Origin of the sequence: Kribbella sp. (assembly GCF_035655035.1) — a bacterium.
In the GTDB taxonomy this organism is placed as follows: domain Bacteria; phylum Actinomycetota; class Actinomycetes; order Propionibacteriales; family Kribbellaceae; genus Kribbella.
Map to the genome: position 1 here is coordinate 1 of NZ_DASRVN010000487.1, position 2892 is coordinate 2892.

Here is a 2892-nt window from a genome sequence, read left to right on the forward strand (position 1 = left end):
GCCCATTCTGTCATTCCGCAGCAGGGCCTTGGCGGTGAGAGCCACCGGGGTTTGCGGGTCGTGCGTGAGGGACTCGAGGACGTCGTGGGTGACGGAGGATGGGAGTTCGCCGAGGGCCTGGACGAGGCGGAGCCGGGCTTCGGGTGAAGTGCTCGGGGAGGCCAGGAGGTGGGTCAGGGTGGTGAGGATGTGGGCAGCGGTCGCGGGGGTTGCGGACAGTACGCCGAGGGCCTCGGCCGCGTCCACGTCGTTGGTGCCTTCGATGATCAGGGCAACCAACGCGGGTACGGCGGATCGCTCGCCGCGGGTGCCGAGGGACAGGGCGGCGTGTTTGCGGACGGCGAGGTCCGGGTCCTTGAGGGCGGTGGTGAGTACGGCGATCGCGTCGGGTGTGGTGAGGTCGGCGATCGCGGCGACGGCGCGGCGGCGGATCGTGACGTCCTCCGAGCGGAGGGCCGGGGTCAGTGCGGCCAGTACGTCGTCGGTGGAACGCGCCAAGGCCCAACGCAGCGCGCCGGCGACGTTGGGGTCGGACTCGGTCAGGAGTGCGGCGGCGAGGATCTCGGTGGGCAGTTCGTCGTCGGTCGGTGCTAGGACGGCCTGTTGACGGCGCGCCGCGCTGGGGGAGTTGAGGCTGTGCAGCAGTTCGACGACCCGGAGTACGTCGGGCCAGTCGCCGGGGGCCGCCGTGTCGATCGCGCGCAGCCGCTCCAGGAGTTCCTGCTCGCGCTGCACACGTTCTTCGGTACGACGGATCAGGTCGCCCAGCAGCGCCGGCGCCGCGAAGCCGGGGTCCTCCAGCGCGCGGCCGATCTCGCGCAGCGACAGGCCGAGCGAGCGCAGCGCCTCGACATGGAAGATCCGCCGGATGTCGGCGTCGGCGTACTCGCGGTACCCGCCGACCGTCCGGCCGGTGGGCCGCACCAGCCCGAGGGACTCGTAATGCCTCAGCATTCGCGAGCTCACCCCGGACCGGCGGGCCACCTCACCGATGAGCATGGACCTGTTGGGGGCCGAGGGCAACGGCTCGCTTCGCCTCGTCGAGCAGGGCGCCGAAGTTCGCCTCGGGGTCCCGCAGCAGCCGCTCGGTGGCACGCGCATGCGCCTGGACCTTAACCGAAGAGCTCACCACAGCACCCGCCAGCGCATCCTCGGCCGCGTCGCCGAGCTCGACCAGCGCCCGGCTGAGACTCAGCTGTACGTCGCGGTCGCCGCGGCCGAGCTCCGTCACCAGCTCCGCCGCGAGCTGCCGCTCCTCGCCGGCCGGAACCAGCCCGACCGCCGTACGCCAGGCAGCCCGCCTGACCTCGTCGTCCGGGTCGTGCAGCAGCTGCCGGGTGATCGCCGGCCAGGTCGCCGGTTCCTTCAGCTTCGACAGCGTGTGCAGCGCCTGACTGCGAGCCTGGGCGTTCGCCGAGTCCAGCTCAGCGACGACCAGAGGCACAGTCACGGAGGCCGGCAGCTGGATCAGCGCCCACGTGAGCATGTCGCGCACGAAGAAGTCCGGCTCCACCCCGCACCGCGCCACCAGCACCCGCACCAGCTCGGGATCGGCCTCCGCACCGATCGCCATCGCCGCCTGCAGCCGCGTCGACGTGTCAGCCGCCTCCAGCGGGTCGTACTTCGGGTTCACGCGAACCACCTCCTGCCCGACAGTCAAGACGTTGACACTGTGTCAAGGTCAAGCATCGCCCCGAAAACCGGAAGCCAGCGGGAGGCGCGGCGGCTAGTGTCGGAGGCTGGTCCACGACGAGGAGGTCCTGTGCTTCAGCCACTGCTGGCATCCGCGACTCGCGCCGTTGAGAAACTTCGTGACATCGGTGAACCACTACCCGACGATCTGGACGGCCGGCTGGCCGTGGCGGCCGACGTGGCGCAGGTCGACGAATTGCTCCGTCCGTACGTCGTCGTCGAGGTCGAGATCGACGAGCAGGGACTGACCGCCAGTACGCCGGGAGCCGCGCCGCCGCGGCTCGTGCAGCACGGGTGGCGGAGCTTCCTGGTCCGGGTCGCGAACCCGCACGGCCTGCTCGGCGACCTGTCCGCGCCGTCGAACGATGTGCTCGGGAACGTCGACTTCCACAGCCATTCGGCGCGGATCGCGATGCCGGACACGCTGACCGTCGTACCGCGGATCGAGCGCAGCTGGCTGGAGGTGAAGCTCGCCGGCCCGACGGACGTGTCCGGGGTGGACGTCGAGTACAAGGTGATCAGCCTGTACAGCCGCGACGGCGGCGTCCGTGGCGGCGAGCTGTCGTTCGTGATGGCGGTGGAGGAGGAGTTCGACAGCATCACCCGCGGGCCGCTCCGCAAGGCCTGGCAGCGGATGGGGTTCGAGGCCCGGCAGTACGCCGCGAAGTACGACTTCGAGTGCGCGCCCGCCCGCGACATCCGGCTCGACGTACGGGAGCCGGACGGCAGCAGTACCGTGGCGACGCTGACCGTCCGGGACGGGCAGCGCCGCGCGTACCCGTCGAAGGCGATGCGGCTGGCGCCGGACATGTTCTTCCACGACCACGTGTACCGGGCGACCGGTGAGGTGATCACGCTCCCGGCCGGGCAGTACACGATCTCCGCACGGCGCGGGCCGGAGTACCTCGAGGTGCACCTCGAGGCCGACGTCGCGGCCTACACCGAGTCGCTGCGGATCGACCTCGACCGCTGGACCGACCCGGCCGCGCACGGGTACTACTCGGGCGACCCGCACATCCACGCCGGCGGCTGCTCGCACTACAACGTGCCGTCCGAGGGCGTCACGCCGGAGACGATGATCCGGCACGTCCGCGGCGAGGGCCTGTGGATGGGCAGCGTGCTCACCTGGGGGCCGTGCTACTACCACCAGAAGCAGTTCTTCAGCGGCTCGTCGATCAGCCCGCGCGCCGAGCTCGAGTA

Annotated in this window: 2 protein-coding genes and 1 pseudogene; 1 reads left to right on the forward strand and 2 read right to left on the reverse strand. The window is 70.8% G+C overall.

Features of this window, described 5'->3' with window-relative positions:
* The coding region (locus tag VFF46_RS26675) for a HEAT repeat domain-containing protein (RefSeq protein WP_325039967.1) at positions 1-954 on the reverse strand (954 nt) is incomplete at its 3' end.
* Positions 955-985: 31 nt separating this feature from the next.
* Positions 986-1660, reverse strand: a complete 675-nt coding sequence (locus VFF46_RS26680) for a HEAT repeat domain-containing protein (RefSeq protein ID WP_325039968.1) — start codon at positions 1658-1660, stop codon at positions 986-988.
* 102 nt (positions 1661-1762) lie between these two features.
* Here VFF46_RS26680 and VFF46_RS26685 point away from each other — a divergent pair.
* Positions 1763-2892: pseudogene (locus VFF46_RS26685) on the forward strand (hypothetical protein); the annotation flags it as partial.